Below are 26,970 nucleotides of genomic sequence, written 5' to 3'. Positions count from 1 at the left end.
AGCCCTTTCCCTTATTCTCCCGCCTCTGATTTGCGCCAGGCGCGGTAACCGGGGTCCTGCGCCATGAAGGCCTCAACCTCTGCCGCACCGGCGGTGAGTCTGGGATCATGCGCCAGATAGGCCCGTGTCTCCCGCACCACGAGACCCGAGAGGATCAAAAGCCCGATCAGGTTGGGAATGGCCATCAGCCCGTTGGTCACGTCTGAGAAGTTCCAGACCACCCCCAGTTCGATCGTGCAGCCGACATAGACGACGGCTGAGAAGAAGAGCCGGAAAGGCACGACTCCCCGCCGACCGAAGAGCCGCTCGATATTGCGCTCCCCGTAATAGGCCCAGCCAAGGACGGTGGAATAGGCAAAGAGCACAAGACCCAGGGTGACGATCCAATGCCCCCAGTTGCCCGGCAGACCATGGCTGAAGGCCGCGCCGGTCATCACGGACGCCGGGATCTGCGCGCCGGTCGCCGGATCGATTTCAGCCCAGACGCCGGTGGTGACGATGACCAGCCCGGTGCAGGTGACCACGATGATCGTGTCGATGAAGGTCTGGGTCATCGAGACCAGCCCCTGACGCACCGGATGCGTGGTCTGGGCGGAGGCTGCCGCAATTGCCGCCGATCCCATGCCGGATTCATTCGAGAAGATCCCCCGCGCCACGCCGAACTGAACCGCGATCATGATCGTCGATCCGGCAAAGCCGCCGAGGGCCGAATGACCGGTAAAGGCCGAAGTCAGCACCAGACCAAGGGCGGCAGGCACATCGGTGATGTTAACGGCCAGGATGAACAACGCCCCGATGACGTAGAAGATGATCATCACCGGAACAAAGGCCGCAGTGACCCTGCCGATGGACTGAATCCCCCCGATCAGAACGGCGAGGGTGAGCACCGCCAGCACCAGCCCGGTGATCCAATGCGGCACGGCAAAGCTGGCCTCAAGGTTCGAAGCGATGGAATTGCCCTGGGTCATATTGCCGATACCAAAGCAGGCAAAGACGGCAAAAATCGCAAAACTCAGAGCAAGGGTTTTGCCCAAGGGGCCTTTGATGCCACGCTCAAGGTAATATTGCGGGCCGCCCGATTTCTCTCCGGCGGCATCGGTGGTGCGAAAGCGGACCCCAAGAAAAGCCTCAGTGTATTTTGAGGCCATGCCAAGAATCGCGGTCACCCACATCCAGAAAAGCGCACCCGGACCACCAATGCTGATCGCGGTTGCAACACCGACGATATTGCCGGTCCCCACCGTGGCCGCCAGGGCCGTCGTCAGCGCCTGGTATTGTGAGATGTCGCCCTCACCTGAATCGTCTTTGCGCCGCAAAAGGCCAAGGTCGAGGGCGGGAAGCAGATAAAACAGCTGCAGCAGCCGCAGCCTGACCGTGAGGTAAAGCCCCGTCCCCAGCAGCAGAGGGATCAGAAGCCAGGGCCCCCAGATAACAGCACCGATCCGACCCAGAAGGGCCTCGAGCTGGGTGAGATCCATAGAGCGTCTCCTGCGCTAAGCTATATCGGCCCCGCCGGAGCGGGACTCTGAGATCTTTTCCTGCCACATCGCTTCCCGGTGCGCAGCGCCGAAGGATGCGACCATTTGGCACAGTTGCAATCAGCGCAAGGGAGGTGCCCCCCAGGCGTTGACGCCCGGCTCGCCCGGCCGGCTGCACCACCAGATCAGAAGAACCGTCATCACGAACTGCGCCGCAAAGACCAGCAGGATCCCGTTTACCCCCAGAATGGCCGCCAGGCTGCGCAGCTGATCCTCATCGCCGCCCTGCTGATGCATCGTGGCAAAGAGCACGATCCCCGAAAACACACCCACGATTGCCAGGATATTCAGCGCGATGGGCAGAATGGCCAGCCAGCCCGGACGGCCGGTATCGTGCAGCCTCCGCCAGGCCACGGCGAGCATGGGGAAAAACACCACCAGACTGAAAAGGCCGGAAAGCGGGCTGCCGGTAAGGAAATTCTGCCCCGGCAGCCCGAAAAACTGCTCATCAAACAGGGTCAGAACGATATTGCTCACGAAGATAAAGAGCACAAACCACCAGAACTCCGGCCGGGCGGCGCGTCCTGAGAAAGTAAAATATTTGGAAAAGCAGGTGCGGATCGACTCGGCAAATCCCATAAGCTGACCTTTCAGGGGCTGAGGGCAAAAGTGAATGCCAGCAACTTTTGGCACCACCCTGCCCTCTGTCAAGCCGAAGCGCTGCTCCGCCCCCCCGCTCTGCCCAATGCAAAAGGCCTCCCCCTTTGGGGAGGCCCTGGCAGATCACAAAGATCCGTCGCTCAGAGCGAAGCGTTGAGGGCTGCCACGATGGCATCGCCCATGGCAGAGGTCGAGACCGGCACGCCGCCTTCCGGACCCATCAGATCCGCGGTGCGCACGCCATCCGCCAGAACCTGCTCGACGGCCTTCTCCAGACGGGTCGCTTCCTCACCAAGATCAAAGCTGTAGCGCAGCGCCATAGCGAACGAGAGAACGCAGGCGATCGGGTTGGCCTTGCCCTGACCCGCGATATCCGGGGCCGAGCCATGAACCGGCTCATAAAGGGCTTTCGGGCGACCATTGGCCATCGGCGCACCAAGGCTGGCCGAGGGCAGCATCCCGAGCGAGCCGGTCAGCATTGCCGCCGCATCCGAGAGCAGATCGCCGAAGAGGTTATCGGTGACGATCACGTCAAACTGCTTCGGGTTGCGCACCAGCTGCATCGCGCCGTTGTCGGCATACATATGCGACAGCTCAACTTCCGGATATTCCTCGTCATGGACCTTCTGGACCACTTCGCGCCACAGAATGCCCGACTCCATGACGTTGGCCTTCTCCATCGAGCAGACCTTGTTGTTGCGGCGCTTCGCCAGCTCAAAGGCCGAACGGGCAACGCGGGCAATCTCAGATTCGGTGTAACGCTGGGTGTTGATGCCCACGCGCTCATTGCCTTCGGTGAAAATGCCGCGCGGCTCGCCGAAATAGACGCCCGAGGTCAGTTCACGCACGATCATGATGTCCAGACCGGCGACGACGTCTTTCTTCAGCGAGGAGAAATCTGCAAGCGCGTCAAAGCACTGCGCCGGGCGCAGGTTCGAGAAGAGATCCATCTCTTTGCGCAGACGCAGCAGACCACGCTCAGGCTTCACCGAGAAGTCGAGGTTGTCGTATTTCGGACCGCCCACAGCGCCGAGCAGAACCGCGTCGACTTCCTGAGCTTTCGCCATGGTGTCGTCATGCAGCGGCACGCCGTGTTTGTCATAGGCGCAGCCACCGACCAGGTCTTCCGAGACATCGAAGGTAATCCCGCGTTTGTCCCCCATCCATGCAATGACCTTCTTAACTTCGGTCATAACTTCCGGGCCAATGCCGTCACCGGCGAGGATGAGCAGAGAGGGGTTCGCCACGATATGTCTCCTTCCTGAGGGTTGGATTTGGCGTAAACCCCGCCGCCAGGAGGGTCAAGAGAGAGCCGCCGTCCCGCAGCCCTCCCCGGCAATTTCAGCGCAGTTTCAACGGGATTTCCGCAATAAGAATGCGGGCAGCAAAGCGCGTCTGTGGCAGATCTTCCGCCCCCCTCCGGCAGAGAGCCGTTTCAAGGGGCGCAGCCGGCAGGATCGCAACGCCACCGGGGATCTCGCAGCCGGTCTGAAACGGCGGGCCGATCAGCGAAGCGGTATCGCCCGCCTCCCGCGCGGGATGGCCGATATAGATCAGATCTTCTGCCCGCTGCTGCGGGTCGCGCCTGTGCAGCCAATGCCGCCAGAACACCGTCTCATCGTGATTGCGCGGCGCGCCGGTGAAACGCGCAGGGCCCGCCCCATGGATCAGCAACAGCAAAGGCCCCGCGCGCGGGTGATCGAGTTCCACCACCCAATGCGCCGAGGAGGACAGCCGCTGTCCCGGCCGTGCTCTGGCTCCGCCGCTGTGATCGGGCAGGTCCTGCCAGAGGCTTTCGGAATGATCCTCCGCGAGCCGCAGCGGATACCGCGACAGCAGCGCCAGCGCCTCGTCACCGCTGAAGCGCCCCCAGCCCTGCAGATCACCCGGACCGCCTGCCCGACCGTCGCCGTCGAGATCAAGTGGCGCGATCAGCCCGCAGTTTTGCGGCGCAGAGAGCAGATGCGGATACTGCGGGCCGCCCCGCTGCGCGAGCAACTCTGCAAAGGCTGTCAGCGCAAGGTTCTGATAATCGTGATCAAAACGGCTCAGAAGCAGCAGATCGGCCCCGGCCTCGCGGATCACCTCTGCCAGATGCAAAAGTGCAGGCGCCTTTGCCGCACGGATTTCGCTGAGCAGAAGGCCAGGCCCCTCACGCGAGAGATCCGCATTCCAGGCGGCAAGGCGCAGGCTCTCTGCCCCCGCCTGCGGGGCTGCAAATGCTGCGCAAAAGATCAGGCAGGCATAAGCCGCCGACCGGGCCCGGCGAGATCGGCCAGGCGGCGCTGCTCGCGGATCATGGCCGCGATGCGGTTCATGGCGATGCCGCGCATGAACAAAGAGGCAGGCAGGAAGCACCAGGATGCGAGTCCCCAGATCATCATCTGCGGGTCCGAGACAGCAGCCGACGTCAGGCTGCCCGCCGCCTGCGCCATGAAGAGCGGGATCAGGAATGGCAGGATAAAGCCTAACAAAATGTTAACGCGGGCATCACGCTCAAGACGGTAAACGACATCACGACCCGCCGTCGGATCAAAGGTCGGCAGATTGACCCAGACGTTGAAGCTGGTGCCGCGCCCCGGCCAGCGGCAACTGCGCATCAGCGCCGCAAAAATCACGAGGCTGATCAATGCGATCAGAAAGCTGATCCCCGCCCCGGCGCGCAGCCGGTCCAGATCCTCAGCCGCGACCTCGGGGGCCAGCGCACCGGTCATCAGCCGGACCGGACTGAAGGGGAAATCAATCGCCTGCCCCAGCGCTTCGCCCAGGCGCAGCAGCAGCGAGGACAAAAGACTTGGCGCAAGGTCACCGCGCGCGATCAGCGACAGAATCGCCACCATCGCAAAGAGCATCACAAAGCGCAGACGGTTATAGGGCGCAGCATCCCGAAACTCGATCAGGCTGGGATAGGCAGAGCCATATTCCACAAGAACCAGCCCCCCCGCAAAAATCGCCAGCAGCGCAATGATCTGGCGGGTGTCACTGGCACTTTCAATCAGCATCGACGGCAGAGCGATCAACACCATAACCAGCACCATGCGCACGAATGCACCGGTGAAACGAGCGATCATAAGTACGTCTTCCTCCCTCGGGCGGAAGGTGCGTCTGTCTGTCTGCACGAGTTCTGCCTGACTCCGCTCATCGCGGCGGATTGCCTTAATTTTGCCCGAAATCCTGACGGCTCCCCTCTGTCTGTGCAACTATACCGATAGAAGAACAGAGGAATGCTGCAGAAAAGCGAGCATACTGTCGCCCGATTGCATCATTCCCGGCAAAGGAAAAGGGTCGCCATTCCTTACCCTGGCGACCCTTTCCATGTTTTATTGAGGCAGATTTCAGACCCAGGGACGTTTTGCCCCGGCCGTCGCCTCAAAGGCATCGATCGAGCTGACCTTTTCGAGGCTCAGGCCGATGTCGTCGAGACCGTTCAGCAGGCAGTGTTTTTTGAAGGCATCCACCTCAAAGCTGAAGACCTGACCATCCGAGGAGGTCACGGTCTGCGCCTCAAGATCGACGGTCATGCGGGCATTGGCGCCTTTGCGGGCGTCTTCCATCAGGATGTCGACCTGCTCCTGCGGCAGGCGGATCGGCAGGATGCCGTTCTTGAAGCAGTTGTTGAAGAAGATGTCGGCAAAGCTGGTCGAGATCACGCAGCGGATGCCGAAATCCAGCAGCGCCCAGGGTGCATGCTCACGCGAAGAGCCGCAGCCGAAGTTGTCGCCGGCCACGATGATCTGGGACTGGCGGTAGGCCGGCTGGTTCAGCACGAAATCTTCGATCTCGCTGCCGTCCTGATTGTAGCGCATTTCATCAAACAGGTTCTTGCCAAGGCCCGAACGCTGAATGGTTTTCAGAAACTGCTTGGGGATGATCATATCGGTGTCGATATTGACCAGCGGCATCGGTGCCGCGATCCCGGTGAGGGTGGTGAATTTATCCATGTCAGATGCCTGTCACAATTTGCGCAGCGCCAGCCCCAGACCAGTCAGGGCGACACCGGCAGAAAGAAGTTCGACCGCCAGCAGCGTGCCCAGAAGCACCGTGCTGGCCGTGGTCGGGGAAAAGAAGACGTAAAGGCCAAGACCCAGCGAAAGAAGGCCCGTCAGCGCCAGCAAAACCGGGCTCGTCTGCTGCCGCAGACGCCAGGCCAGCACCAGCCGCACCACGCCTGAGGCCAGAAAGAAGCTGCCCGCGATGATGGTCAGCGACACCAGCCCTGCCAGCGGATCCGCAAGGATCGCCACCCCCAGGACGAGCTGCAGCAGCGACAGAAACGCCACCCAACCCCGCCGTGGCATGCCCTGTTGCGAGAAGGCGCCAAAGAGACCAAAGGCCCCTGCGATCAGGAAAGCCGCCCCCGTGAAGGTTGTGACGGCGATCCCCGCAGGAAGCGGGAACAGAAGTGCAACGATGCCGCCCAAGAGGGCCAGCACGCCGGCAGTCAGAGCAATCGTCGAGCCTTTCATTTCCGTTCCCTTATCCCTGGTTTTTCTCAGGCCCGCTTCGGGGCCCGCCTCAGACGGTCTCCGCCATCAGTTCGCGAACGTCGGTCAGACGACCCGTCACCGCAGCTGCGGCCGCCATTGCGGGCGACAGAAGATGGGTGCGGCCGCCACGGCCCTGACGGCCCTCGAAGTTGCGGTTCGAGGTGGCAGCGCAACGCTCCCCCGGAGCCAGCTGGTCGGGGTTCATCGCCAGACACATCGAGCAGCCGGCCAGACGCCATTCGAAGCCCGCATCGAGGAAGATCTGCGCCAGACCCTCAGCCTCTGCCTGAGCGCGCACGAGACCCGAACCCGGAACCACCATGCCACGCACGCCCGGCGCGATCTTCTTGCCCTTCAGCACTTCGGCTGCAGCGCGCAGATCTTCGATCCGGCCGTTGGTGCAGGAGCCGATGAAAACGGCATCAATTTTGATGTCTTTCAGCGGGGTGCCGGGCTCAAGGCCCATATATTCCAGCGAGCGGCGGGCCGCTTCGACCTTGCCGCCGGTGAACTGCTCGGGATGCGGGACAACGCCCGAAATGCCCAGCACATCCTCAGGCGAGGTGCCCCAGGTCACAACCGGCTCAATCTCTTCGGCCCGCAGGGTCACGACTTTGTCGAAATGCGCGCCCTCATCGGTGAAGAGGGTCTTCCAATAAGCAATCGCGGCTTCCAGCTGCTCGCCCTTGGGCGCATGCGGACGGCCTTTGATATACTCAAAAGTCTTCTCATCGGGCGCGATCAGACCGGCGCGGGCGCCGCCTTCAATGGCCATGTTGCAGACCGTCATACGGCCTTCCATCGAGAGATCGCGGATCGCTTCGCCGCAATATTCGATCACATAGCCGGTACCGCCTGCGGTGCCGGTCGCGCCGATCACCGAGAGGGTGATGTCTTTCGCGGTCACACCGGGGCGCAGCTTGCCGGTGATTTCCACTTTCATGTTTTTGGACTTCTTCTGGATCAGGGTCTGGGTCGCCAGAACATGTTCCACCTCGGACGTGCCGATGCCATGCGCCAGTGCACCAAAGGCACCATGGGTCGCGGTGTGGCTGTCGCCGCAGACAACGGTCATGCCCGGCAGCGTCCAGCCCTGTTCGGGTCCGACGATGTGCACGATGCCCTGACGGATGTCGGTCACCGGATAATAGTTGATGCCGAAGTCCTTGGCGTTTTTGTCCAGAGCCTCAACCTGAATGCGGCTCTCTTCGTTGTCGATATGCTTGTCACGGCCCTCGGTGGTCGGCACGTTGTGATCGGGCACAGCGATGGTCTTTTCCGGCGCGCGCACTTTGCGGCCTGCCATGCGCAGACCTTCAAAGGCCTGCGGGCTGGTCACTTCATGGACGAGGTGACGGTCAATATACAGCAGGCAGGTGCCGTCTTCGGACGTGTGAACGACGTGGTCGTCCCAGATTTTGTCATAGAGCGTGCGCGGAGCGGTCATGGCTCATCTCTCGATTTGGCTTAGTCAGGGAAAGCGCGTGCGAAGGGGCTGCACGCGCGCAGACGCGTGTAAAGATCCGGCTTCAGCGAAGTCGCGAAATCGACGCCCGGTCGTTACGGGCGAAACGCTGCGGCAGGCGCGCGTGATCTGTGATGTCGAAATAGATCATCATGCTTCGGGGGATAGGCCGAAACAGCTTTTGACGCAAGTATCTTTCCTCAGAACGCCCGTTTGCGCATTAATTTTTGATCGGTTGCGACTTCTGCGGCTCAGCGCCGCAAGGCGAGCGGGCGCATATTGAATCCAAAGATCATCGAAGAGCCGCTGTAGATCCCGGCACTCGAGTGCCGTTTCCGGTAACCGAGCGACAGAGAGAGGCTGCGTGACACCGCATAATCAAAGCGCAGCAAAGTAAATTCATCCCGCCGGCTGCGGCCCAGAAACTGGCCCCCTCCCTCTTTCTGATAGAGCAGACTAACGGCCAGAGGGCGGCCGCGTACCAGCGTGCTGTAGCCGGGTCTGATCCGCAGATCAGCGGTATTGACGCCCGTCCGCCGGTGCTCTCCCGCAATCTCCAGGCTGAAGGCGCCGAAACCGCCCGCCGCCTGGCGCAGCACCAGCCCGGCAAAGCCGCGCTGCGCGCCATCATTGCGTAGCGAGCCAATCTCTATGCCCAGTTCAGCCGGGCCGAACCGATTGCGCAGCACCCGGCTGAAGCTCAGCGTCGTCACGGCCGCACGGCTGCCGTCGAGGCTGCGTTTCTCGCGGTGGAAACTCTGGCACAGGCCGATCCAGGTCAGACGGCCGATATGCTGGCTGCCGCAGGCCTGCAAAAAGCCGCCGCGGATTGAGAGCGGATGGCTCAGTGCCCGCTCATATCTGAGCCCTGCGCCGAGCGTGAGCGTCCCGCCCTGCCCAAAGGACAGCACGCTTCCCGCCGAGAGCGCCAGACCACCCACCAGCCCGGCACGGGCGCGGCTTTCTTCATCGACCAGAAAGACCAGCCCCCCCAGATCAAGCCGGTCGCCAATCACGCCGTTGTTGATATTGCCGTCATAGCGCAGGATCGGCGTCACCCCGATTTCAGCGCGCAGAACACGAGGGCTGCCGGGATCCGGCCCGAAACCCAAACGGGTCAGCACCCCCGCACGCATCCTGGCAGCCACGGAGTCGCGATATGCTGACAGCGAAACCAGCTCAAGCTGTGCGCTGCCGCTCAATATGGCCGCTTCATACTCAGAGATCCGCGCCTCAGCAGCAGCATTCAGGCAAACGCTCAGGAACAACGCAAATAGTGCAGGTCTGACTGCTTTCATGGCCCCACTTCTGTTTAAAGACCCGCCGCACCGAAAGCGCGCCGGGTCAGTTCTGCTCCACTCTGCTCAGCGTTTTTCGCCGACGAAGGCACCCACATAATTCATTCCCCCAACCGTCCCCTCCATTTCTCCATAGAGGTAATCGGGCCGGGCCCCGGCAAAGCCCCCGTTGAAACTTCCGTCGACACGATATCCCTCGACATTACCGCTGACAGCCCCGGCGATATCACTGCCGGAGATACTGCCGTTAAGGCCTATCGTGCCCGCCAACATGCGACTGGTTTCTCCGTCCTGGAGCCGGTTTACCGTGCCGTTAACCGAAGCAGCCGCGAAATCTGCCGTCATCGTCAGATCACCGATCACAGGGGTGCTGACGTTGTAGTAGTCCGTGCCCGCGCCGAACACCGCCGCACCAGTATAAGTTGCTCTGCCTTCCGTCGGCATTCGGGCCGCATCAGTTACCGGCTGTTCCAAGAGTTTTTCAGCAAGGCGCATGACACGCTGAGACCTGGCCTCAAGGTCGTCGCCCGTACCCTTTGCCTCGGGCACTTTACCTGTGGCCTGTGTCACACGCGAATCTGAGCCGCCGCCCAGACAGCCCGACAGCATCATGACCGAGGCAATAGTCCCGAAAGTTCCTGCAAGTTTCATCATCATGTCTTCCCCAACTCCGGCCTGGTAAAGGCCGCCACCACCAAAAAGCACCGGACCCTTCTCCGGTCGCATCTCCAGAGTTGCCGGGAAGGTTTAAGGATTGGTTGCCGGGGCGCCTCAGCCGCTAATTTAAACCGGCGGCGGCTATCCGCTTGCAGCTGCGACATAGCCGCCTTAGAAGGCCCCTTTGCCCGGCAGGCGTTGTTTCGGACGCCTGCGACTGCTATTTTAGGGTATATACCCGGTGCCGGGGTTCTGCGGCACGTTGCTGGAGGTTAGTCCCCTGTCTCACTCCGATCCTGCGACCGGCCTGCCGGTCGGTCCCCGCGAGGGCCGCACTGCCCCCGCAGACTACACCGCAAAAGACGTTCTCGAAGCCGTTCTGGCCTCGCTTGACGACGACAAGGCCGAAGAAATCGTCGAGATCGACCTGCGTGGTCGCTCCGATGTCGCGGATTACATGGTGATCTGCTCGGGTCGCTCGAGCCGTCAGGTGGCTGCCATCGCCGAGAAGCTGGCGGAGCGTCTGAAAGACAAGTTCCGCATCTATCCGAAGATGGAAGGCAAAGAGACCGCCGACTGGGTGCTGGTCGATTCCAATGATGTCATCGTCCATATCTTCCGTCCGGAAGTCCGCGAGTTCTACCAGCTCGAGAAGATGTGGGTGCCCGGCGCGGCACATACCACGCCGCGCTGATGCGTGTGCAGATCTGCGCGGTGGGCCGGCTTCGCTCCGGCCCCGAGCGCATACTGACCGACGATTATCTTGAGCGCTTCGCCCGCACGGGCCGCAGCCTCAGCCTTGGGCCTGCGACCGAACATGAGGTCGAGGATAAGAAAAACATGGGCATGGCCGCCGAAGCGCAGCTCTTGTCCCGTGTGATCCCGGCCAATGCCTTCATCGTTGTGATGGATGAACGCGGGAGCGTGCATTCGAGCCCTGAGTTCGCCGATCATCTGCGCCGCTGGCGCGATGCCGGTCACCAGGATGTCGCCTTCGTCATCGGCGGTGCGGATGGCATTGATCCGGCCCTGCGCGCCCGCGCGGGTCACGCGATCAGCTTTGGCCGGATGGTCTGGCCACATATGCTGGTGCGCGTCATGCTGGCCGAACAGCTCTACCGGGCGACGACCATCCTTGCAGGCGGCCCCTACCACCGGACCTGAGCCCCCAATTCTGTGACATTTTCGACGAATTCTGCGCAATTTGACGGAAAACGCGCTGAAATTCCTCTCCACCGGGCAACCCTGATGCATGCTCGAAGTTGGATGGCAGGACCATTCACTTTGGAGGACGGGTAATATGGGTATCGAAAGTCTCATTATCATGCTGGTCATCGGCGCGGTGGCGGGCTGGCTGGCAGGTCAGATCGTCTCCGGCTACGGCTTCGGCCTGGTTGGCAATATCATTGTCGGCATCCTCGGCGCCGTTATCGCCGGGCTGATCTTCCCGCGCATCGGCTTCATGACCTCGGGCGGCATCCTGGCCGCGATCATCCATGCGGCAATTGGCGCGATCATCCTTCTTTTGCTGCTGCGTCTTGTCAAACGCGCCTGAACGGCGGAAGAAGGCCACGGACGGAACGGGCGGCGCCGAAAGGGGCCGCCCGTCTGATTGGAAAGACCTGAAGTGCCTGCTTTTTCGGATATAACCGCGCTGTTGGACGCCTATGACATCGGAGCCTGGCTCCTGCTGATCGCTCTGATCGGGATCATTGTCAGACGCCTCTGGCCAAGACCCGGGAAACCGATCCTGGTGGATGGCTCAAATGTGCTGCACTGGGCCAATAACAACCCCGATCTGCGCGCCCTGCGCCGCGTCATTACCCTTCTGCAACAAAGCGGCTACCGTCCGGAGGTGGTGTTTGACGCCAATGTCGGCTGGCTGGTCTTTGACCGCTGGAGCGGGCCGGAGATGCTGGCGCCCCATATTGGCCTTGAGCCGCGCGATATCACCGTGGTGGCGAAAGGAAAGATCGCGGATCTGGAGCTTCTGGAACGCGCCAAGCGGCGCAAACTGCGCATCGTGACCAACGATCGTTACCGCGACTGGGTGCTGAAATATCCGATGCTGCGCCGTGAAGATGTGCTGGTGCGGGGCCGCGTCGGGCTGACGGGGGCCGAGCTTGATCTCGACCCCGCTACTGTCACTTCGCGCCGCGACGACGCTTCACCCCGCCGCGCTGGCCGGGACGACCGGCGGTAGAGCGACCACGGGCCGAAACCGCCTCTTCCACCGCCTCTTCGATGACCGACTGCCGCGCCAGCGGATCATCAGAGACGGCGAGTTCCACCGCTTCGAGCCGCTTCACCTCATCGCGCAGGCGGGCGGCCTCTTCGAACTCCAGGTTCTCAGCGGCTTTGCGCATCTGCGCCCTGAGCGCATCAAGATGCGCCGCAAGGTTCGAGCCGACGAGCGGCTTGTCGACCTTTGCCGTAACCCGGCTCTGGTCGGTATCCCCCTGCCAGAGGCCCGCCAGCACATCTTCGACGTTCTTTTTAACCGTCGCGGGCGTGATGCCGTGTTTCTCGTTATAAGCGATCTGCTTTTCGCGCCGCCGCTCGGTCTCAGCCATGGCGCGTTCCATGGAGCCGGTGATGCTGTCGGCATACATGATGACCCGGCCCTCGGCGTTCCGCGCCGCCCGCCCGATCGTCTGGATGAGCGATGTCTCCGACCGCAGGAAGCCTTCCTTATCGGCGTCCAGAATCGCCACCAGACCGCACTCGGGGATATCCAGCCCTTCGCGCAGCAGGTTGATCCCAATCAGCACGTCAAAAGCCCCGAGCCGCAGATCGCGCAGGATCTCAATCCGCTCAATGGTGTCGATATCCGAGTGCATATAGCGCACCCGCACCCCCTGCTCGTGCAGATATTCGGTCAGATCCTCTGCCATCCGCTTGGTCAGCGTGGTGACCAGCGTGCGCAGCCCTTTCTGCGCCACGATGCGGATCTCAGAGAGGACATCATCGACCTGGGTTTTCACCGGGCGGATTTCGATCACCGGATCCAGAAGACCCGTCGGGCGGATGACCTGTTCGGCAAAGACGCCGCCGGCCTGTTCCATCTCCCATTTCGCGGGCGTGGCCGAGACAAAAACCGACTGCGGACGCATGGCATCCCATTCCTCAAATTTGAGGGGGCGGTTGTCCATACAGGAGGGCAGCCGGAAGCCGTGTTCGGCCAGCGTCATCTTGCGCCGGAAGTCACCGCGATACATCCCGCCGATCTGCGGCACCGAGACGTGGCTTTCATCGGCAAAGACGATCGCATTATCGGGGATAAACTCGAACAGCGTGGGCGGCGGCTCACCAGGGGCCCGGCCCGTCAGATAGCGCGAATAGTTTTCAATGCCGTTGCAGACCCCGGTGGCCTCCAGCATCTCAAGGTCAAAATTGGTGCGCTGCTCCAGTCGCTGGGCTTCCAGCAGTTTGCCTTCGTCGTTCAGTTGCTTCAGGCGGTGGAAGAGTTCCTCTTTGATGCCTTTGATCGCCTGGGCCATCGTGGGGCGCGGGGTCACATAGTGGCTGTTGGCATAGATGCGGATCTGCTCAAAGGAATCCGTCTTCGCCCCGGTCAGCGGATCGAATTCGGTAATCGTTTCCAGCTCTTCGCCAAAGAAGCTGAAGCGCCAGGCCCTGTCTTCAAGGTGAGCGGGCCAGACTTCGACCACATCGCCGCGCACGCGGAAATGGCCGCGGTGAAAGCCCGCCTCATTGCGCTTATACTGCTGCGCCACCAGCTCGCGGATAAACTCGCGCTGGTCGTAAAATTCCCCGACCTTCAGGTCCTGGGTCATGGCCGAATAGGTCTCAACCGAGCCGATACCATAGATACAGGAGACCGAGGCCACGATGATCACATCATCGCGCTCCAGCAGCGCCCGGGTGGCTGAGTGGCGCATCCGGTCGATCTGCTCGTTGATCTGGGATTCCTTCTCAATGAAGGTATCGGTGCGGGCGACGTAAGCCTCGGGCTGGTAATAGTCGTAGTAAGAGACGAAATATTCGACGGCGTTATCAGGGAAAAAACCCTTAAACTCGCCGTAAAGCTGCGCCGCAAGGGTCTTGTTGGGCGCAAGGATGATCGCCGGACGCTGTGTCTGCTCAATCACCTTCGCCATGGTGAAGGTCTTGCCGGTGCCCGTGGCCCCCAAAAGCACCTGATTGTGCTCACCCGCGCTGATACCGGCCACCAGTTCGGCAATGGCGGCGGGCTGGTCGCCCGCAGGCTCAAAGGGGGTGTTCAGCACAAACCGCCGCCCGCCCTCCAGCTTGGGGCGGGTCAGCACGTCAGGGCGCTCAGTGAGGGCGTTTATATTGTTATGCGGCATAACATCTCCGGGGGCTCTGCCCAACAGATGGGGTCACCTGCCCCCGGCTTGCAAGAGGGCGGCCCGTTTCTCAGCCCTGGCCTTCACGGCCGTGCGCCAGATCGTGAAGAGCCCGGCCCCGATCACGATCGGCGTCCCCATCAGGACCGAGGTTTTCAGCTCTTCGTTAAAGACGACAACGCCGATGAATGAGACGAAAACCAGTTGCGTATAGGCGAAGGGCTGCACGATGCTGGGCTCTGCAGCCTCCAGCGCCATGATCATCAGAAGATGCGCGCCCATGCCGGTCACGCAGAGAATGGCCATCCAGGGCCAGTCCGCCACGGCAATCGGCACAATATTGGCAAGGCCGAAGGGGGTCATGAAGATCCCGCCCACAATCCCCGCCCAGAACAGCGAGACGGCAGAGCTGTCGGTGCGGCTGACCAGGCGGGTCACCACGCCATAGGTGGCGAACATACAGGCCGAGATCAGCACCAGAAGCGACATCAGCGAAAAGCTGTCCGCGCCCGGCTGCAGGATGATCAGCACGCCGATAAAGCCCACCGCAATCGCCAGCCAGCGCCGCCAGCCAACCTTCTCGCCAAGGATCGGCACCGACAGCGCCGCTCCGATCAGCGGGGCTGACGCAAAAATTGCATGGGTGTTGATCAGACCGATTTTCGTGAAACAGGTGACAATCAGACAGGTCTGGGTGACCAGCAGCAGGCTGCGAAACAGCTGCAGCTTCGGCATGCCGCTGCGGATGGCCGACCGGAAATCCGGCCCGCGCCGCAGCGCCAGCAGGATGACCGCGACGAACATCACATGGAAGCGGATCATCATCACGAACCAGACGTTGTAAGTCTCCGCGAGGTAGCGCGAGATCGCATCCTGGACCGCGAAGATCATCACCGCCAGAAGCATCAGAAAAATGCCGCGTCCGGCGTTACTGGCTTTTTGCATGTCTCATGTTCCGGATTGCCCGGGGCGCACCCGGATCAGTGTGCTCAGCCCGGCCAGCACGATCACCCCGGCTCCCGCCAGGGTCATGGGCTGCACCGGCTCATGAAAGACGAGGACCCCCATCAGGGTCACAAAAACGAGCTGAAGATAGGCAAAGGGCTGCACCACATTGGCCTCAGCCTTTGAATAGCAGCGGATGATCAGCCAGTTGGCAAGGATTGCCACCGCGCCATTGGCAAGGGTCAGCCCCCAATGGCTGGCGGGCATCGGCTCCCAGAACCAGACGCCCCCCAGCGTCATCAGACCTGCCCCCAGGATCCCAGACCAGAAGAAAGCCACAAAGGCCCCCTCCTCGCGCGTCGCCAGCCGCGTCAGCACGGTATAAAGCGCAAAGAGAAGGGCCGCGAGCAGCGGCAGGAGGGCGAGCGAGGAAAAGAGATCCGAGCCGGGCCGCAGGATCAGCAAGATGCCGCAGAACCCCGCGCCGATCGCCAGCCACTGCGCCCGCGAGACCTTTTCTCCCAGCACCGGCCCGGCGAGTGCTGCCACCAGCAGCGGGCAGATCTGAAAGACCGCATGAGTATTGATCAGCCCGATGAGGGTGAAGCTCAGCACAATCACCAGGATCTCGCTGACATGAAGGACCGCGCGGCCGAAGTGCAGCCCCGGTCGCTTCAGCGAAACAGCCGCCCGAAAGCCCTCAGGCCGCCGCAGCGCCATGACCAGCACAAAGGCCGCGAAGAACCAGTAGCGCAGCATAATGGAGAACCAGACGGTGTATTCTCCGGCCAGATAGCGCGACAGCCCGTCCTGAAGGGTGAAGGCCGCAACACCCGCCACCATCAGCCAGATCCCGGCACGGTTGTCGCTGGCGCTCATCTCAGGCTTTGACCCCGCGGCTCATGTGGCGCTTGTGACCAAAACCCGGCACCCGCTCAACCGCGAAGCCCGCTTCGCCCAAAGCGCGCCGGACATGGCCTGCGGCGGTATAGGTGGCAAAGGTGCCGCCCGGCGCGGTATGGCGGCCGACTTCAGCCATCAGATCCGCCCCCCACATCTCGGGGTTTTTGGCAGGCGAGAAGCCGTCGAGATACCAGGCATCCGCCCGCCCCGTCCAGGCCGGCAGCCATTCGCGCACATCCCCGATCAGGATCTCGGCGCGCAGCCCCGGCAGGATGATGACCTTGGACCCGGCGCCCCATTGCTCAAGGAAGGGCGCGGCCACGGCATGCGCCTCAGGGAAGGCGCGCAGAGCGCGGTCTATCTCATCAGCCTCAAGCGGATAGCCCTCAAAGCTCGTGTAGCGCATCTCCCCCTGAAAGCCCTGATCGCGCAGGGCAATCCAGGTGGCCAGCATGTTCAGCCCGGTGCCAAAGCCCAGTTCTGCAATTGAGAAGCCGTCGCGAAACCGCTCGGGCAGATCATTGCCGGCAAGAAAGACATGGCGCGTCTCAGCAAGGCCGTTTCCCAGACTGAAATAGGGGTCGTCGAACCGCAGCGAGACAGGCACATCGCCCTCTTTCCATTCAAGACCCGAAGTGCTGCCTGCGGTCATCTTTCCTCTTGTCCTCAACTGGCGCTGCGCCCAGGTTGCCGGCGCGTTTCAGCACTTCTCTGCCCCTGAGCGAACAAAGGCAAGCCATGACCGATCTGACTGTTCTCGGTGCCGGAATCTTCGGCCTTTCCGTGGCCTATGAGGCAGCGAAACGCGGCCTGAAAGTGCGGGTCATTGATCCGAACGGGCCGGGGGCCGGGTCCTCAGGCGGGGTGGTCGGCGCCCTGGCCCCCCATGCCCCTGAGAACTGGAAGCCCGCAAAGGCCCTGCAGCTGCAGGCACTTCTGAGCGCAGGCACCTTCTGGCGCGGCGTTGAAGAGGTGGGCGGACGCCCCGCAGGCTGGGCAAGGACCGGACGGGTGCAGCCGTTGAAAGACGACCGCGCGATTGAGCTGGCACGGGAGCGCGGGATCAGCGCTGAAACCCTGTGGCAGGGTCAGGCACGCTGGTTCGTGCGCGCAGCCGACCGCCCGCTTGATCCCATAAGCCCCACGGGGCTGGTCGCCGAAGATGATCTGACCGCCCGCATTCATCCCCGCATGGCTCTGCCCGCGCTTCTGGCGGCGCTGGTGCGGCTGGGGGGAGAGGTTGTGGCCGAGGGGCCGCTAGAGGGCAGCGTGGTCCATGCCACCGGGGCTGAGGGGCTGCGGGCGCTGTCAGAGACCTTCGCCCGCCCCATCGGGCGCGGTGAAAAGGGACAGGCGGCACTGCTGGCCTGTTCTGCCCCCGAGGCGCCGCAGGTCTATGCGCCGGGGCTGCATATCGTCTTTCACGCCGATGGCACCACGGGCATCGGCTCCACCTCGGAGCGCGATTATGATGATCCGCGCAGCACCGACGGCCAGCTTGAGGCGCTGCTCACTCTGGCGCGGGAGACCCTGCCCGCTCTGGCAAAGGCCGCCGTGATCGAGACCTGGGCCGGAGAGCGGCCGCGCGCGGCCACCCGCACGCTCTGCCTTGCCCCCTGGCCGGAGCGCGACGGCCATTTCATTGCCAATGGCGGTTTCAAAACCGGCTTTGCCATGGCGCCTCTGGCAGCAGGGCTGCTCTGCGATCTGATCTGTGACGGCCGAAATGCCATCCCCGAGGCCTGGGCCCTTCCGGCCTGAGGATGGCAGCTTCGCTTACTGCGTGCTGACCGCGCGTTTGGGGCGCGTGTCCACGCTCAACTGGAAGACATCGGGGCGCGAATAATGCCCCGTGGCGTCAAAGTCATATTTGCCCCGCGCGATATCCCCCCGGTCGATATCAGCATAAAGCACCGTCTCGCCCGAGAAATCCGGACCCGCCAGCACCTGCCCCAGCGGGGAGATGATCGCAGAGCCGCCGCGCATCATCACCTGATCGGGGTCATCGCCAAGCGCGCTCTCATGATCCGCCGCATAGGCTTTGCGGGTGATATGCTGACAGGCGGTCAGCACAAAGCAGCGCCCCTCCATCGCGATATGCTGCATCGAGGGGACCCAGGTGTCGCGATCATCCGCAGTCGGCGCGCAATAGATCGTAACCCCCTGATGATACATATACATCCGCAAAGCGGGCATATAGTTCTCCCAGCAGATCACCGCGCCCACCGTGCCGAAAGGCGTCTCAAAAACCGGCAGGGTTGAGCCATCGCCGAAGCCCCAGATCAGCCGCTCTGCCGCCGTGGGCATCAGCTTGCGGTGCTTGCCGACAAGGCCCTTGTCGCCGTCGAAATAAAGCGCGGTGCAATAGACCGTGCCGCCGTCGCGCTCGATCACACCGATCACGGCGAATTGCCCGGTCTCAGCCGTGGCAGCGGCGATCATTTCCACCTCAGGCCCGTCGAGATCGATCGCGGCTGCATGGTAGCGCCGGTACGCCTCCCGCCCCTCGGGGCGACGCATTCCGATCGGTGCGCCGAACGAGGCCCCCTTGGGATAGCCCCCCAAAAGCGCCTCGGGAAAAACGACCAGCCGCGCCCCCTCAGTCGCAGCCTCACGCAAAGTCGCAACGACCTTCTCTGCGGTCGCTACCGAATCTTCCGGAAATGCCGCGATCTGTGCTACGGCGACCCGAACCTTCTCAGTCATTCCATTCCTCCCCTGCTGCCAATTGGCAGACCGCGGCATTGGAACGGTCAAAGCCCCGCCCTGACAAGAGGGTTGTGGCGGAAAAGTCAGATGAACCGCCGTTCAGCCTCCGGCCTTGAGCCCTTTATAAAGCGCCGCATTCGGGCAGTATCCGGGCGGCTCTGCGGCCTGATCTTCGCGCGCCTGCAGCCAGATACGGCATTCCAGCGTGCCGCTGCATTCGCCACAGCGATGCGAGGCGAGGCGCACTTCGGCAGGCGAAAGACGACCCTGCTCTGCTTCGGCGTTCAGATCCAGGCCGACAGCCTTCGCCATCCGGTTCATGCGCGTCAGGTTGTCGGGGCGGCGGAAGAGCTTCATAGGGTCGTACCTTCAGGTCAGTCTGACCTCGGAGCTAAGAGCCCTGCGGGGATAAAACTTTGATCCTGATCAAATTTTTTACAGAAAGTCATTATTTCGAAAATAAAACGGCCCTGTCCGGGGAGGGACAGGGCCGCTACATCCGACCACGCAGTTGGGGAAAGAGACTGCGCGCCGGAAGAAGCCGGGGCCAGTGAGCGGACCTGTTAAATCCGCTCAGGCCGCGCCGGAATTACTGAATCTGAGCGAAGGCAGCTTCGAAACGCTCAGCAGCTTTTTTGTTGGTTTTTGCAGCCTTTGCCTCTTCGAGGTTTGCCGGCGCGTCACCAACCTGGATCAGAGCAACCATGCCCATCGAGAAGTGCGGGGTGCATTTCACACCATAGACGCCCGGCTCGGTGACGGTCAGTTCGAAGTTTTCGTTCAGCTTGCTTTTGAACTTCTCAACACCCTCCGGCAGCATGCCGTTGATGCTTTCGACGTTGTGGCTTTTGTCTTCTGCGATGAAGCGGATGACATCGCCCGGCTCAGCTTTGATGAAAGCCGGCTCAAACACCATGGAACCGGTTTCGCCTTTGTTGAGCATTTTCACTTCATGCTCAGCAGCGAATGCCGGGGCAGCGAGGCCGAGGACCAGAGCCGAAGCCACGGCGAGGAAGGATTTTTTCATGTCTGTTCTCCAGAGTCACACTAAGCCGGTCAGTCAGTCCTGCCCCGGGGTCGGGGCAGCAAACCGGCCGTCTCGGATCTCGCGTCCTTGCGGGATGCGCCGGTTTGAAACCCAAGTCGGCATCTGCGCAAGCCGGCGCAAGGCGGCTGCTCATTATGTCGCAGGCCAGGGGGCGCCCGGGGGACAGGAACTTGCGCAAACCACAGGGCGGGAGACAGGATGTTTCCGCGGTATGCCGTGGCACACCTTTGCATTCACAGCCCCGTGAGCCACCCTTTGCACTCCGCTCAGGGCAGATCTGCGGGCATCGCAAGGCTGCCGCGCCGCACTCCCGCTGCCGCGAATCGCGCACCGCCCCCCGGCGCTGAGATCCCTCGCTTCAGAGCGCTGCCCGTGGCAGAAAGAGACAAATGGAAGGAGGCCCCATGCCCGATGTTGTGATCCTGACCGGTGCCGGAATATCCGCCGAGAGCGGCCTTGAGACCTTTCGCGCGGAAGATGGTCTCTGGGCGCAGCACCGCATCGAAGATGTCTGCACGCCCGAAGCGCTCAGCCGAAATCCCGCCCTGGTGCATGAGTTTTACAACAAACGCCGTGCGGCCCTGCGGGACGTTGCGCCCAATGCCGCCCATGAGGCCCTGGCGAAGTTTTCCGCCGAATTCCCCGGAAAAATCCTCGTCATCACCCAGAACGTCGATGATCTGCACGAGCGCGCCGGACAAAGCGGGCTTTTGCACATGCATGGTGAGCTTCTGAGCCTCAAATGTACCCGCTGCGATTTCCGTCAGGCGTTTTCAGGTGAAAGCCATGCCGAAATGCCCTGCCCGGACTGCGGCGCGGGCCGTCTGCGCCCCGATATCGTCTTTTTTGGTGAGATGCCTTATTTCATGGACGAGATTCAAAAAGCACTGTCAGGTTGCGAAGTCCTCATCGCGATCGGCACCTCCGGCAATGTCTATCCGGCTGCGGGCTTTGCGGAACTCGCGCGCCACTATGGGGCTGAGAGCTGGCTGGTAAACCTCGACCCACCACAGAACCATCGCGACTTCCAGCGCTTCTTCCAGGGCCGCGCCGGAGAGCAGGTTCCGCTGATGCTGGATGAATTGCGCAGATGGCTGACACGGGCATGAGCGACTGGAGCGTTTTTGCGACCGGGCGCTACCGGTTTCTCGCCCTTGATGTCGAGACGGCAAACTCTGACGCCGCCAGCATCTGTCAGATCGGCCTTGCGGGCGTGCGCTTTGACGGAAGTATTGCGACCTGGGCCTGCTATGTGGATCCCAGAGACCGCTTTTCTGCGTTCAACACCCGGCTCCATGGGATCAGTGCGGCCACGGTTGCGGGGGCTGTCACCTTTGCGCCGCTGCTGCACCGGCTCTCGCCGCTCCTGTCGCAGGTGACGGTGGTGCAGCATTCGACCTTTGATCGCACTGCGATCCATGCCGCCTGTCGCAGCCATCAGATCGGGGCACCTGACTGGACCTGGATCGACAGCGTCCGCGTCGCCCGTGTCGCCTGGCCTGAATTTAAAGGCGCCGGAGGCCATGGCCTTGGCCATCTGAAGACCCGCCTCGATCTAGAGTTCACCCATCACGACGCCGGAGAGGATGCCCGCGCAGCCGCCATGGTGGTGCTGCGGGCAGAGGCTCTGACCGGGCGCAGCTTCACCGATCTCGCCGCCCCGGCCGCGCGACGCCCGGCCTTAGTGCAGCAGGCCTGAGCGGAATGCGAAGGCCGCGCACGGGCTTATCAGACGACATCGCACAGCGAGCAGCAGTCCTCCGCTGCGGGCTGAAATACAAAACACCCTCAGGAAAACCTGAGGGTGTTTTGAAAGTGGCGCGGTTGACGGGGCTCGAACCCGCGACCCCCGGCGTGACAGGCCGGTACTCTAACCAACTGAGCTACAACCGCGCTATGCGGGGATATCTACGGCCAACGCCGGGCGGGCGCAATGGGGGGAATGCAAAAATCTCATGGCGGCCCGCAGATTTCTGCAAAGCCGCCGCAACGGCAAAGACCCGCGGGAAAACGATGCCCCTCCGCCCCCGATCGAAGAAAACCCGTCCGGCTGCGCCGGTTGAAACAGCAAAAAACCCTCAGGAGAATCTGAGGGTTTTTTGAAAGTGGCGCGGTTGACGGGGCTCGAACCCGCGACCCCCGGCGTGACAGGCCGGTACTCTAACCAACTGAGCTACAACCGCGCTATGCGGGGATATCTACGGCCAACGCCGGGCGGGCGCAATGGGGGGAATGCAAAAATCTCATGGCGGCCCGCAGATTTCTGCAAAGCCGCCGCAACGGCAAAGACCCGCGGGAAAACGATGCCCCTCCGCCCCCGATCGAAGAAAACCCGTCCGGCTGCGCCGGTTGAAACAGCAAAAAACCCTCAGGAGAATCTGAGGGTTTTTTGAAAGTGGCGCGGTTGACGGGGCTCGAACCCGCGACCCCCGGCGTGACAGGCCGGTACTCTAACCAACTGAGCTACAACCGCGCTATGCGGGGATATCTACGGTGAACCGCAGAGGGCGTCAATGGCCCTGCCCGCATTTTTCCGAAGTTTTTTCCGACCCCTTAGCGGAAGAGCACCAGCGCATTCGGCGACCAGGCCACCCGCGTCCGCATCCCGCGATCCAGCACCTGACGCCCCGGCACGTTGCGCATCGACAGGCGCACAGGCTTTGCCACGCCGTCCAGCTTCACGTCGTAATAGGTCATATCGCCGTAGTAGACGACCTCTTCCACCACGCCGGGGGCTTCGCGGTCATTGGAAGTCTGGCCGTCATACATCAGGGTCAGCGTCTCAGGGCGGAAACCGACCGAGACCTCTCCCGTGGGCCTGCCCGGTGCCTGACGGGCCGGGACCTGAACGCGGCCAAGTCCGGCGACTTCGAGATCAAAACCCTCATCGTCCTGGCCAAGGATCGTCGCAGGCAGGAAGTTCATCGTGCCGATGAAATCCGCCACCCGGCGGGTCTTGGGCAGACGGTAGAGGGTTTCGGGATCATCGAGCTGCTCGATCTGCCCCTCAAACATCACCGCGATGCGGTCCGACATGACCAGCGCCTCTTCCTGGTCGTGGGTGACCAGAATGAAGGTGATGCCAACCTGACGCTGCAGCTTGATCAGCTCAACCTGCATCTGCTCGCGCATCTTTTTGTCGAGCGCCGACATCGGCTCATCGAGCAGCAGCACCCGCGGCTTCAGGATCAGCGCGCGCGCAAGTGCCACCCGCTGGCGCTGACCGCCCGAAAGCGCATGGGCGGCACGTTTGCCATAGCCCTTCAGCCCCACCATCTCCAGGGCTTCCTGGACGGCAAAGTCTTTCTCCTTGGCCGAACGCGGGTCTTTGCGCAGACCAAAGCCCACATTCTGCTCAACGCTCAGATGCGGGAAGATCGCATAGGACTGGAACACCATATTGGTCGGCCGCGCATTGGCCGGAACCCCGTCCATATTCTTGCCGTCGATCATCAGAACGCCGGAGTTCAGCTCTTCAAAGCCCGCGATGGTACGCAAAAGCGTGGTCTTGCCGCAGCCCGACGGCCCCAGCAGCGAGAAGAATTCCCCCTCGCCAATGCGCGCGGTGATGCCGCGCAGCGCATGGTAATCGCCGTAGTGCTTTTGCAGATCCTCCATCTCGATCAGAGGTTTGCGGATAAGACCCGGAGCGGGTTTGATCAGGATGGATTGCGTCACAGGAAGCCTCCGGTGTCCTTGCCGCCCGATTTGGCGATGCCACGGCGACGGAAATATTCAGCGATGGCCAGCAGAGTGACCGAGAGCAGCACGAGGATGGTGCCCAGGGCCATGATCTCCGGTACTTTGGCCGGGAAGCGGAATTGCGAGAAGATATAGACCGGCAGGGTCGGCTCGGTTCCCGCAAGGAAGAAAGCGATGATGAATTCATCAAGGCTGATGGTAAATGAGATCAGCAGCGAGGAGATGATCCCCGGGGCCACCAGCGGCAGGATGATCAGCCGGAAGGTTGACCACTGGGTCTCTCCGAGATCAATCGCCGCCTCTTCCAGCGACTGATCCAGCGTCTGGAAGGACGAGTTCAGGATCGCAATGGTATAGGGCGTGCAGATCAGCACATGACCCAGGATCACCGTCCAGATGGTCAGCGGAATGCCAAGCCCCAGCAGCACACCAAAGAGCGAAACGGCCACGATGATCTCAGGCAGCACCAGGGGCAGCATGACCAGCCCCATGATCGCGCCCTTGGCAGGGAATTTATACCGCGTCGACGCCCGTGCCGCGAAGATCCCCAGACAGGTCGCCAGCACCGCAGATGAGCAGGAGATGATGAGCGAGTTTTTCACCGCCTTCAGCAGCGTCGCATTGCTCCACATCGCTTCAAACCATTTCGTGGTGAAGCCCTGCAGCGGGAAAGCGATGATCGTGCCGTCGTTAAAGGCAAAGAGCGGCAGCAGAACGATCGGGGCGTAAAGGAAGATCAGATAGGCCAGCGCGTAGCCCTTGAAGAAACGGGCGGCCTTCATCCTTTCGGTCCTTTCAGGAAGCGGCGGTTCAGGAAGAGGAAAAGCAGCGAGACCGAGGTCACCAGCACCATGGCCGAGACCGCAATGGCCGAGCCTGCCGGATAGTTATCCAGCCGCAGATATTGCAGATAGATCATATTGGCGACCATCCGCCCCTCCGGCCCTCCGACCTGCTGCGGGGTGACGTAATCGCCAATCACCGGAATAAAGACGATCAGAACGGCCGCCACAACGCCGGGCATCGCCAGCGGCAGGGTCACCCGCCAGAAGGTCATCAAGCGGCTCTCGCCCAGATCCTGACCGGCCTCGAGCAGCGAGCGGTCGATCTTTTCCAGCGCCACAAAGATCGGCAGGATCGCGAAAGGCGCATAGGCATGGGCAAGCGTGATCACGACAGCATTGGCGTTGTAAAGAATGAAGGTCAGCGGCTCATCGATCAGACCAAGCCCCATCAGGCCCGAATTCAGCACACCGTTGTAGCCAAGGATCACTTTCCACAGGAACACCCGGATCAGATAGGACGTCCAGAAGGGGATGGTGATCAGAAAGAGCCACATGCTCTTGCGCTCAGGCTTGACGTAGAAACTCACGAAGTAAGCCACCGGAAACGCCAGCACGACGGTCGCCACGGTGACCGCAACCGCGATCCCCAGCGAGCGCAGCATGACCGCGCGGACAACAGGGTCGGACCAGGCCCCCAGATAGGGAGTGGTGGGCGTCAGCGTGCCATCGGCATTCTGCTGCATCGAGGCGCATTCGCCCACATAGTTACACAGCGTGAATTCCCAGATGATCGACAGATAGCCGTCAGTCAGAAAGGAATACAAAAACAGCAGCACCAGAGGTGCCGCCAGCAAAATGACCGCATAAATAGCAGGCGGGCTGACCAACATCAGCCCGCTTGACGCTTCAGACCGGACACGCCGGCGTTTCAGACCCTGTAAGCTCATCCGTGCTCCCCGGCAAAGTCAGTCTCGGACTGGGTGGATCGCATGCATCTCGCACAGGGCGCGGAGGTTTAAAAGAGGCTGCGATTCAGTGGCTCACAACCTCCAGAGTAATCGCCCTGGTGCTGAGTTCAGCAAATAAAGCCGCTACGACGCGCGGACGAGAAACGGCCCGCTCCATCGCGTCGCGCAGCGAAGATTCGTCGCAGCCCGCTGAGGTCACCCGCCACACCATCCGCCGTGCCGCGCCGTCGTCGTAAACAATTTCAGCCTCCCCCGAGCGTCCCCGACGCAGGCCAAGAAAATCTGATGCACCCGTCTTACTGTGAAATGAAAACATCCTGGTTGTCCCGGATTTTTGCTCGATGAGCGGAGAGTCGCAAAGACGACAGCGCAAGGTCAAGGCAACGGCCCGAAGAGTGACACTTTCGCACGACGCAGGATCATTCCTGCAACAGAAACGTCACAGATCCTCCCCGGCTCCATCAGGGTCAACAAATACGTAAGAAATTCTCGACAAAACCGCCCCGCGCAGCCGATCCTGCCCCCCTCAGGCAGGGAGGGTCGGGGATGAGCGCTGAGCCGGATCATGTGGTGCTGTGCTGGCTGGCAACGGCCGATGCGGCGGGGCAGCCCAATGTCTCGCCGAAGGAAGTGTTTTTGCGCCCTGCCCCCGATGAGGTGCTGATCGCAGAGATCGCCTCGGCCCGCAGCCTCGCCAATATCCGCGAAAATCCCAGGGTCTGCGTCAGCATGATCGACATCTTTCGCCAGCGCGGCGAGAAACTCGAAGGCCTGGCCAGCCTCATCGCCCCTGAGGAAGCGGAGTTCGCGGGCCTCTCGGCGCGGTTTGCGCGACTGACCCAGGGGCAATACCCGATCCGCCATGTCATCCGGGTGCGGGTGGGACAGGTCGCCCCGATCCGCGCGCCCGGCTGGCATCTGTTTCCCGATAAGACCGAAGCGGATATGCGCCGCGAAGCGCTGGCGACCTACCGCGTCACCGATCTGCCGCGCAAATGAAAAAGGCCCGCCGGAGGCGGGCCTTTCCAAATCCCCGAAGGGATAAAATCAACGCTTCGAGAACTGGAAGCTGCGGCGGGCTTTCGCCTTACCGTATTTCTTACGCTCGACGACGCGCGAGTCGCGGGTCAGGAAGCCAGCGGCTTTCAGAGCGCCACGCAGCGACGGCTCGAACAGTTGCAGAGCTTTCGAGATGCCGTGCTTCACTGCGCCGGCCTGACCCGAGAGACCGCCACCTTTCACGGTTGCATAGACGTCGAACTGGCCGACGACGTTTGCAACTTCGAAGGGCTGCTTCAGGATCATCTGCAGAACCGGACGGGCGAAGTAAGCCGACTGGTCTTTGCCGTTCACGATGACTTTGCCCGAACCCGGCTTAACCCAGACGCGTGCGACAGCGTCTTTACGCTTACCGGTTGCGTAGGAACGGTTCAGCGCGTCGCGGACCGGCTCACGGGGAGCTTCTTCCACAACAGCAGCCGAGGTGCCGGCGACAGCGGCTTTCAGGTCGTCAAGCGATTTGATATCCGACATG

The 26,970-nt window shown here is 61.9% G+C and carries 29 protein-coding genes and 3 tRNA genes; 8 read left to right on the top strand and 24 right to left on the bottom strand.

Going from position 1 to position 26,970, the window contains the following annotated elements; translation table 11 throughout:
* Positions 1-11 precede the first annotated feature (11 nt).
* The 9 genes from EP867_RS03050 to EP867_RS03010 form a co-directional block, all read right to left on the bottom strand.
* Positions 12-1,478, bottom strand: a complete 1,467-nt coding sequence (locus EP867_RS03050; RefSeq protein WP_128486729.1) for an alanine/glycine:cation symporter family protein — start codon at positions 1,476-1,478, stop codon at positions 12-14.
* A gap of 120 nt (positions 1,479-1,598) precedes the next feature.
* Positions 1,599-2,117: a DUF805 domain-containing protein gene (locus tag EP867_RS03045; RefSeq protein ID WP_128486728.1), complete on the bottom strand. Its 519-nt coding sequence runs from the start codon at positions 2,115-2,117 to the stop codon at positions 1,599-1,601.
* 161 nt (positions 2,118-2,278) lie between these two features.
* On the bottom strand, positions 2,279-3,385 hold the full coding sequence (leuB, locus tag EP867_RS03040; RefSeq protein WP_128486727.1) for a 3-isopropylmalate dehydrogenase: 1,107 nt from the start codon (positions 3,383-3,385) through the stop codon (positions 2,279-2,281).
* 987 nt (positions 3,386-4,372) lie between these two features.
* Positions 4,373-5,209 carry a hypothetical protein gene (locus tag EP867_RS03035; protein WP_128486726.1) on the bottom strand — a complete coding sequence of 279 codons (837 nt, stop codon included), beginning with the start codon at positions 5,207-5,209 and terminating at the stop codon, positions 4,373-4,375.
* Between the two features lie 264 nt (positions 5,210-5,473).
* Complete coding sequence (gene leuD, locus EP867_RS03030) at positions 5,474-6,079, bottom strand: 3-isopropylmalate dehydratase small subunit (RefSeq protein WP_128486725.1); 606 nt, start codon at positions 6,077-6,079, stop codon at positions 5,474-5,476.
* Positions 6,080-6,091: 12 nt separating this feature from the next.
* Positions 6,092-6,604, bottom strand: coding sequence for an HdeD family acid-resistance protein (locus EP867_RS03025; RefSeq protein WP_128486724.1), 513 nt, complete (start codon positions 6,602-6,604; stop codon positions 6,092-6,094).
* A gap of 49 nt (positions 6,605-6,653) precedes the next feature.
* Positions 6,654-8,072 carry a 3-isopropylmalate dehydratase large subunit gene (leuC, locus tag EP867_RS03020; RefSeq protein ID WP_128486723.1) on the bottom strand — a complete coding sequence of 473 codons (1,419 nt, stop codon included), beginning with the start codon at positions 8,070-8,072 and terminating at the stop codon, positions 6,654-6,656.
* A gap of 269 nt (positions 8,073-8,341) precedes the next feature.
* Positions 8,342-9,388: a hypothetical protein gene (locus EP867_RS03015; protein ID WP_128486722.1), complete on the bottom strand. Its 1,047-nt coding sequence runs from the start codon at positions 9,386-9,388 to the stop codon at positions 8,342-8,344.
* Between the two features lie 66 nt (positions 9,389-9,454).
* Positions 9,455-10,045 carry a transferrin-binding protein-like solute binding protein gene (locus EP867_RS03010; RefSeq protein WP_128486721.1) on the bottom strand — a complete coding sequence of 197 codons (591 nt, stop codon included), beginning with the start codon at positions 10,043-10,045 and terminating at the stop codon, positions 9,455-9,457.
* Between the two features lie 265 nt (positions 10,046-10,310).
* Here EP867_RS03010 and rsfS point away from each other — a divergent pair, with 265 nt between their 5' ends.
* The 4 genes from rsfS to EP867_RS02990 all read left to right on the top strand — a co-directional run bounded on the left by rsfS (position 10,311) and on the right by EP867_RS02990 (position 12,248).
* On the top strand, positions 10,311-10,739 hold the full coding sequence (gene rsfS / locus EP867_RS03005) for a ribosome silencing factor (RefSeq protein ID WP_174722289.1): 429 nt from the start codon (positions 10,311-10,313) through the stop codon (positions 10,737-10,739).
* The gene (gene rlmH / locus EP867_RS03000) at positions 10,739-11,209 is read left to right on the top strand and encodes a 23S rRNA (pseudouridine(1915)-N(3))-methyltransferase RlmH (protein WP_128486720.1); all 471 of its coding nucleotides are present in this window, start codon (positions 10,739-10,741) and stop codon (positions 11,207-11,209) included. The genes rsfS and rlmH overlap by 1 nt, the downstream gene beginning before the upstream one ends.
* A gap of 136 nt (positions 11,210-11,345) precedes the next feature.
* Positions 11,346-11,600, top strand: coding sequence for a GlsB/YeaQ/YmgE family stress response membrane protein (locus EP867_RS02995; protein WP_128486719.1), 255 nt, complete (start codon positions 11,346-11,348; stop codon positions 11,598-11,600).
* A gap of 102 nt (positions 11,601-11,702) precedes the next feature.
* The gene (locus EP867_RS02990; protein WP_164888745.1) at positions 11,703-12,248 is read left to right on the top strand and encodes an NYN domain-containing protein; all 546 of its coding nucleotides are present in this window, start codon (positions 11,703-11,705) and stop codon (positions 12,246-12,248) included.
* Here the strand turns inward: EP867_RS02990 and uvrB are convergent.
* From uvrB to mnmD, 4 genes are read right to left on the bottom strand one after another with little or no spacing between them, the layout of a single operon-like run.
* Complete coding sequence (gene uvrB / locus EP867_RS02985; protein ID WP_128486717.1) at positions 12,190-14,376, bottom strand: excinuclease ABC subunit UvrB; 2,187 nt, start codon at positions 14,374-14,376, stop codon at positions 12,190-12,192. The two genes, EP867_RS02990 and uvrB, sit on opposite strands and share 59 nt — an antisense overlap.
* A 33-nt stretch (positions 14,377-14,409) precedes the next feature.
* A complete protein-coding gene (locus tag EP867_RS02980; protein WP_128486716.1) occupies positions 14,410-15,321 on the bottom strand; it encodes a DMT family transporter in 912 nt (303 codons plus the stop codon).
* A gap of 3 nt (positions 15,322-15,324) precedes the next feature.
* A complete protein-coding gene (locus EP867_RS02975) occupies positions 15,325-16,200 on the bottom strand; it encodes a DMT family transporter (RefSeq protein ID WP_128486715.1) in 876 nt (291 codons plus the stop codon).
* 1 nt (position 16,201) lies between these two features.
* Complete coding sequence (gene mnmD, locus EP867_RS02970; protein ID WP_128486714.1) at positions 16,202-16,876, bottom strand: tRNA (5-methylaminomethyl-2-thiouridine)(34)-methyltransferase MnmD; 675 nt, start codon at positions 16,874-16,876, stop codon at positions 16,202-16,204.
* An 86-nt stretch (positions 16,877-16,962) separates the two neighbouring features.
* Between mnmD and EP867_RS02965 the strand changes: the two genes are divergently transcribed.
* A complete protein-coding gene (locus EP867_RS02965; protein WP_128486713.1) occupies positions 16,963-17,985 on the top strand; it encodes an NAD(P)/FAD-dependent oxidoreductase in 1,023 nt (340 codons plus the stop codon).
* A 15-nt stretch (positions 17,986-18,000) separates the two neighbouring features.
* Here the strand turns inward: EP867_RS02965 and EP867_RS02960 are convergent, their stop codons facing one another.
* The 3 genes from EP867_RS02960 to EP867_RS02950 form a co-directional block, all read right to left on the bottom strand.
* On the bottom strand, positions 18,001-18,930 hold the full coding sequence (locus tag EP867_RS02960) for a carbon-nitrogen hydrolase family protein (RefSeq protein WP_128486712.1): 930 nt from the start codon (positions 18,928-18,930) through the stop codon (positions 18,001-18,003).
* Between the two features lie 102 nt (positions 18,931-19,032).
* The gene (locus EP867_RS02955; protein WP_128486711.1) at positions 19,033-19,290 is read right to left on the bottom strand and encodes a DUF6455 family protein; all 258 of its coding nucleotides are present in this window, start codon (positions 19,288-19,290) and stop codon (positions 19,033-19,035) included.
* A gap of 232 nt (positions 19,291-19,522) precedes the next feature.
* On the bottom strand, positions 19,523-19,960 hold the full coding sequence (locus EP867_RS02950) for a pseudoazurin (RefSeq protein WP_128486710.1): 438 nt from the start codon (positions 19,958-19,960) through the stop codon (positions 19,523-19,525).
* 425 nt (positions 19,961-20,385) lie between these two features.
* On the opposite strand from EP867_RS02950, the gene EP867_RS02945 reads away from it, so the two are divergent.
* Together EP867_RS02945 and EP867_RS02940 are read left to right on the top strand one after the other, a co-directional pair.
* Entirely contained in the window at positions 20,386-21,090 is a 705-nt protein-coding gene (locus EP867_RS02945) for an NAD-dependent deacylase (RefSeq protein WP_128486709.1), read from the top strand.
* Positions 21,072-21,680, top strand: coding sequence for an exonuclease domain-containing protein (locus EP867_RS02940; protein WP_241656795.1), 609 nt, complete (start codon positions 21,072-21,074; stop codon positions 21,678-21,680). The genes EP867_RS02945 and EP867_RS02940 overlap by 19 nt, the downstream gene beginning before the upstream one ends.
* 117 nt (positions 21,681-21,797) lie before the next feature.
* On the opposite strand, the gene EP867_RS02935 is transcribed toward EP867_RS02940, so the two are convergent.
* The 7 genes from EP867_RS02935 to EP867_RS02905 all read right to left on the bottom strand — a co-directional run bounded on the left by EP867_RS02935 (position 21,798) and on the right by EP867_RS02905 (position 25,752).
* Positions 21,798-21,874: transfer RNA gene (locus EP867_RS02935), tRNA-Asp, on the bottom strand.
* 213 nt (positions 21,875-22,087) lie between these two features.
* Positions 22,088-22,164, bottom strand: a tRNA-Asp gene (locus EP867_RS02930).
* A 213-nt stretch (positions 22,165-22,377) separates the two neighbouring features.
* Positions 22,378-22,454, bottom strand: a tRNA-Asp gene (locus EP867_RS02925).
* Positions 22,455-22,534: 80 nt separating this feature from the next.
* A complete protein-coding gene (locus EP867_RS02920; protein ID WP_128486794.1) occupies positions 22,535-23,599 on the bottom strand; it encodes an ABC transporter ATP-binding protein in 1,065 nt (354 codons plus the stop codon).
* A 56-nt stretch (positions 23,600-23,655) separates the two neighbouring features.
* Complete coding sequence (locus EP867_RS02915) at positions 23,656-24,465, bottom strand: ABC transporter permease (RefSeq protein ID WP_128486708.1); 810 nt, start codon at positions 24,463-24,465, stop codon at positions 23,656-23,658.
* Positions 24,462-25,415: an ABC transporter permease gene (locus tag EP867_RS02910; RefSeq protein ID WP_128486707.1), complete on the bottom strand. Its 954-nt coding sequence runs from the start codon at positions 25,413-25,415 to the stop codon at positions 24,462-24,464. The genes EP867_RS02915 and EP867_RS02910 overlap by 4 nt, the downstream gene beginning before the upstream one ends.
* An 85-nt stretch (positions 25,416-25,500) precedes the next feature.
* The gene (locus tag EP867_RS02905) at positions 25,501-25,752 is read right to left on the bottom strand and encodes a hypothetical protein (RefSeq protein WP_128486706.1); all 252 of its coding nucleotides are present in this window, start codon (positions 25,750-25,752) and stop codon (positions 25,501-25,503) included.
* Positions 25,753-25,982: 230 nt separating this feature from the next.
* Here EP867_RS02905 and EP867_RS02900 point away from each other — a divergent pair, with 230 nt between their 5' ends.
* The gene (locus EP867_RS02900) at positions 25,983-26,435 is read left to right on the top strand and encodes a pyridoxamine 5'-phosphate oxidase family protein (RefSeq protein WP_128486705.1); all 453 of its coding nucleotides are present in this window, start codon (positions 25,983-25,985) and stop codon (positions 26,433-26,435) included.
* Between the two features lie 48 nt (positions 26,436-26,483).
* Here the strand turns inward: EP867_RS02900 and rpsI are convergent, their stop codons facing one another.
* A complete protein-coding gene (rpsI, locus tag EP867_RS02895) occupies positions 26,484-26,969 on the bottom strand; it encodes a 30S ribosomal protein S9 (RefSeq protein WP_128486704.1) in 486 nt (161 codons plus the stop codon).
* Position 26,970 lies beyond the last annotated feature (1 nt).

Origin of the sequence: Falsigemmobacter intermedius, assembly GCF_004054105.1 — a bacterium.
In the GTDB taxonomy this organism is placed as follows: Bacteria; Pseudomonadota; Alphaproteobacteria; order Rhodobacterales; family Rhodobacteraceae; genus Wagnerdoeblera; species Wagnerdoeblera intermedia.
Note: the sequence above shows the minus strand (reverse complement) of the source record. Positions and strands in the feature narration are given on the sequence as shown.

What these genes read in the sequence shown, in the direction of transcription:
- EP867_RS03050 (WP_128486729.1), bottom strand. Translation starts at nt 1,478, where the DNA reads ATGGATCTCACCCAGCTCGAGGCCCTTCTGGGTCGGATCGGTGCTGTT.
- EP867_RS03045 (WP_128486728.1), bottom strand. Translation starts at nt 2,117, where the DNA reads ATGGGATTTGCCGAGTCGATCCGCACCTGCTTTTCCAAATATTTTACT.
- EP867_RS03035 (WP_128486726.1), bottom strand. Translation starts at nt 5,209, where the DNA reads ATGATCGCTCGTTTCACCGGTGCATTCGTGCGCATGGTGCTGGTTATG.
- leuD (WP_128486725.1), bottom strand. Translation starts at nt 6,079, where the DNA reads ATGGATAAATTCACCACCCTCACCGGGATCGCGGCACCGATGCCGCTG.
- EP867_RS03025 (WP_128486724.1), bottom strand. Translation starts at nt 6,604, where the DNA reads ATGAAAGGCTCGACGATTGCTCTGACTGCCGGCGTGCTGGCCCTCTTG.
- leuC (WP_128486723.1), bottom strand. Translation starts at nt 8,072, where the DNA reads ATGACCGCTCCGCGCACGCTCTATGACAAAATCTGGGACGACCACGTC.
- EP867_RS03015 (WP_128486722.1), bottom strand. Translation starts at nt 9,388, where the DNA reads ATGAAAGCAGTCAGACCTGCACTATTTGCGTTGTTCCTGAGCGTTTGC.
- EP867_RS03010 (WP_128486721.1), bottom strand. Translation starts at nt 10,045, where the DNA reads ATGATGATGAAACTTGCAGGAACTTTCGGGACTATTGCCTCGGTCATG.
- rlmH (WP_128486720.1), top strand. Translation starts at nt 10,739, where the DNA reads ATGCGTGTGCAGATCTGCGCGGTGGGCCGGCTTCGCTCCGGCCCCGAG.
- EP867_RS02995 (WP_128486719.1), top strand. Translation starts at nt 11,346, where the DNA reads ATGGGTATCGAAAGTCTCATTATCATGCTGGTCATCGGCGCGGTGGCG.
- uvrB (WP_128486717.1), bottom strand. Translation starts at nt 14,376, where the DNA reads ATGCCGCATAACAATATAAACGCCCTCACTGAGCGCCCTGACGTGCTG.
- EP867_RS02980 (WP_128486716.1), bottom strand. Translation starts at nt 15,321, where the DNA reads ATGCAAAAAGCCAGTAACGCCGGACGCGGCATTTTTCTGATGCTTCTG.
- EP867_RS02975 (WP_128486715.1), bottom strand. Translation starts at nt 16,200, where the DNA reads ATGAGCGCCAGCGACAACCGTGCCGGGATCTGGCTGATGGTGGCGGGT.
- mnmD (WP_128486714.1), bottom strand. Translation starts at nt 16,876, where the DNA reads ATGACCGCAGGCAGCACTTCGGGTCTTGAATGGAAAGAGGGCGATGTG.
- EP867_RS02965 (WP_128486713.1), top strand. Translation starts at nt 16,963, where the DNA reads ATGACCGATCTGACTGTTCTCGGTGCCGGAATCTTCGGCCTTTCCGTG.
- EP867_RS02960 (WP_128486712.1), bottom strand. Translation starts at nt 18,930, where the DNA reads ATGACTGAGAAGGTTCGGGTCGCCGTAGCACAGATCGCGGCATTTCCG.
- EP867_RS02955 (WP_128486711.1), bottom strand. Translation starts at nt 19,290, where the DNA reads ATGAAGCTCTTCCGCCGCCCCGACAACCTGACGCGCATGAACCGGATG.
- EP867_RS02950 (WP_128486710.1), bottom strand. Translation starts at nt 19,960, where the DNA reads ATGAAAAAATCCTTCCTCGCCGTGGCTTCGGCTCTGGTCCTCGGCCTC.
- EP867_RS02945 (WP_128486709.1), top strand. Translation starts at nt 20,386, where the DNA reads ATGCCCGATGTTGTGATCCTGACCGGTGCCGGAATATCCGCCGAGAGC.
- EP867_RS02940 (WP_241656795.1), top strand. Translation starts at nt 21,072, where the DNA reads ATGGCTGACACGGGCATGAGCGACTGGAGCGTTTTTGCGACCGGGCGC.
- EP867_RS02920 (WP_128486794.1), bottom strand. Translation starts at nt 23,599, where the DNA reads ATGGAGGATCTGCAAAAGCACTACGGCGATTACCATGCGCTGCGCGGC.
- EP867_RS02915 (WP_128486708.1), bottom strand. Translation starts at nt 24,465, where the DNA reads ATGAAGGCCGCCCGTTTCTTCAAGGGCTACGCGCTGGCCTATCTGATC.
- EP867_RS02910 (WP_128486707.1), bottom strand. Translation starts at nt 25,415, where the DNA reads ATGAGCTTACAGGGTCTGAAACGCCGGCGTGTCCGGTCTGAAGCGTCA.
- EP867_RS02905 (WP_128486706.1), bottom strand. Translation starts at nt 25,752, where the DNA reads ATGTTTTCATTTCACAGTAAGACGGGTGCATCAGATTTTCTTGGCCTG.
- EP867_RS02900 (WP_128486705.1), top strand. Translation starts at nt 25,983, where the DNA reads ATGAGCGCTGAGCCGGATCATGTGGTGCTGTGCTGGCTGGCAACGGCC.
- rpsI (WP_128486704.1), bottom strand. Translation starts at nt 26,969, where the DNA reads ATGTCGGATATCAAATCGCTTGACGACCTGAAAGCCGCTGTCGCCGGC.